Annotated in this window: 2 protein-coding genes; both read left to right on the forward strand. The window is 74.1% G+C overall.

From position 1 onward, the window contains the following. On the forward strand, nt 1–449 hold a 449-nt coding region (locus tag MXD58_RS28595), incomplete at its 5' end, for an acyl-CoA dehydrogenase family protein (RefSeq protein WP_284678972.1). 168 nt (nt 450–617) lie between these two features. Further along, on the forward strand, nt 618–2617 hold a 2000-nt coding region (locus tag MXD58_RS28600), incomplete at its 3' end, for a sensor histidine kinase (protein ID WP_250611281.1).

Genomic DNA, 2617 nt, shown 5'->3' on the forward strand with positions numbered 1-2617 from the left:
TCGCGGAGCTGAGCCGGCGCGGCGCCGTGCTGGCCGCCGCGGACCTCGTCGGCGTCGCCCGCGCGGCGCTGACCCGCACCGTCGCCTACGACACCGACCGGGTCCAGTTCGGCCGGCCGGTCGGCTCGTTTCAGGCGGTGGCGCATCACCTCGCCGAGCTGCACGTCGCCGTCACGATGGCCGAGCACGCCGTGCTCTACGCGGCGCACGCCGTCGACGCCGGCCTACCGGAGGCCGAGCTCGCCGTCGCCGTCGCCAAGAGCAAGGCGAACCAGGCTGGCGGGGACACCACCGCCGCCATGATCCAATATCACGGCGGCATCGGTTACACCTGGGAACACGACGCCCATTTCTTCTACAAGCGCGCCCGCCGCCTCATCGCCGCCTTCGGTGACAGCCAGTGGCACCGAGAACGGGTCGCCCGGCTGACGATCGACTCCGTGCGCTGATTGTCGCGCTGCGCGCCGAACCCGCGGCACGATCACCGGCGAGGACCATCGCGGTTCCCACGGTCGACCGCGACCGGGCCTGACACCCGACAACGCGCGGTCAGCTGCCCCGGGGGTTCCGGCCGGTTGCCGGACCCCCCACACTTATGCGACATGAACGGACGCTCCGTGCAGGCGCTGTCAGCGGTGATAGTTCGGTGCACGGCTCAGTTGCGGGCCGCGCAACTCGGATTCCTGCTGTTCTTCGGCGTGGTCTGGGCCGGCTGGTACCGCGCGCATCCGATCGCGGTGGTGGCCGTGGCGGTGCTCGTGGCCTGGGGCGCCCTGTTTCTGGAGCTGCTGCGGCGCGGCCCGCGCCGGGTGTACATCGTCGCCGACGCGGTGGTGTCCTGCCTCGCCGCCGCTGCCACGAACTGGATCATTCCGGGGGAGTCGCGGGGCGACCCGGCGTCCGTCGTGTTCGTCGTCCTGCTCACCGTCGTGGTCGGCGCGGCCTTCTCGCGGAGCGGGCGGCTGTTCGTCATCATTCTGACGACGCTCTGCGTCGTGCAGCTCGTCGCCGCAGTGGGGCATCGCCCCCAGGTCTTCGCCTCGACGGCGATCATGATCGTGGTCGCGGTGCTCGTGCGCCGCGCCGTCTACCGGCTGCGCCGGGTCGCGCTCGAAGCCGACCGGCAGCACCGCGCCGCCGCGGCCCGCCGTCGGCGGCTGATGGTCGCCGAGGGCCGGGAGCGCGACACCCGGGAGCAGGAACGGCTGCTGCACGACACCATCCTCAACACGCTGACCGGGCTCGGCATGAGCGAGGACCAGCCGGTGGAGCCGCTGCGCCGGCAGTGTGACCACAGCGTCCGCGTCGTCGAGGAACAGCTGGCCGGCCGGGAGGATCCGGGACTCGGTGCCATCGACCGCCTCACCCAGGCCATCGACACCGCGTCCGATGACGGCCTTCGGGTCACGCTGGTCCGCGTCCCGCTCACCCCGGATGCGGGCACCGCGCCACCCGCGGACGCCGACCTCGCACAGGCAGCGGCGCTGGGCGGCGAGCAGCTCGACGGGGAGCCTGGCGACTGCGCGCAGGAGTCACTGGCCGGGGATCCGGCGGTAGCGCTGATACCGGACGAGGTCGCGGTAGCCATCGCCGCCGCGGCCGGCGAGGCGCTGCGCAACGTGCGCGCCCACGCCGGCACCGCGCACGCGCGTGTCGAGGTGGCGCTGAGCCCGGCCAACCTGCGGGTCTGCGTCGTCGACGAGGGCCGCGGATTCCTCCCGGCGGATGCCGCCGGCGGGCCGCGGCTCGGCCTGCGCAACTCGATCTTCGCCCGGATGCGGTCGGCGGGCGGGCGCGCCCAGGTCTGGTCCGAACCCGGACGCGGAACCCGGATCACCCTGAGCTGGGCGGCGCCACTGGCGCAGCCGGCCGGGACACCGGCCGCCGGACCGTTGGAGGAGCAGCTGACCACCGCGGCGCGCCGCGCCTTCGCGGTCGCGGTCGTCGTCGGCTGGCTCGCCGCCCTCGTCCCCGTCGTCCTGCACCGTGGCCAGGCGCATTCGTTCGTGGCCGGGCTGGCGATCTGGCTGGTGACCGCGGTGGTCATCGCCGTGACCGCGCGGGTCGTGGCGCGCCGCGTACTGCGCCGCGGCGAGGCCATCGGTGTCCTGCTGGTCGCCGTCGCCTCGGCGGTCGCCGGCGCCATCAACACCGTCGAGCTGCCCGGCCATCTGGTGGTCAGCTGGGGCACCACGATGGTCAACCCGCTGCTGGTGGCACTCGCCGTGCTCACCCGGCGGACCCGCGATCGGTACGCCGCGGCCGCGCTGGCGGCGGTCGCGATGACCGCGATCGTCCTCGGCCTCGGCGGCTGGGGCGACGAGCTGGTGATGGCCCGGCTCGGCGCGTCGATCTACGCGATGGTGATCCTCCAACTGCTGGTGACGATGTTCGGGCCGGTCCTGCGGGCCAGCGCGCGGGAACGGGCGCGGGCCGGCGACCTCGACGTCGAGCTCGTCAGCCGCCGGGTGCTCGGCCGGGCGGTGCGCCGGGACCGCCAGCTGCGGCTCAAGGAGCTTGACGCCCGGTTCCTGCCATTGCTGCGCGACATCGCCGCCGGTCGGCTCGATCCCGCCGAGCCTGAGGTCCGCGCCCAGTGCACGGCCCGGGCCCGGGC

The organism is Frankia sp. AgKG'84/4 (assembly GCF_023242965.2).
Lineage (GTDB): Bacteria > Actinomycetota > Actinomycetes > Frankiales > Frankiaceae > Frankia.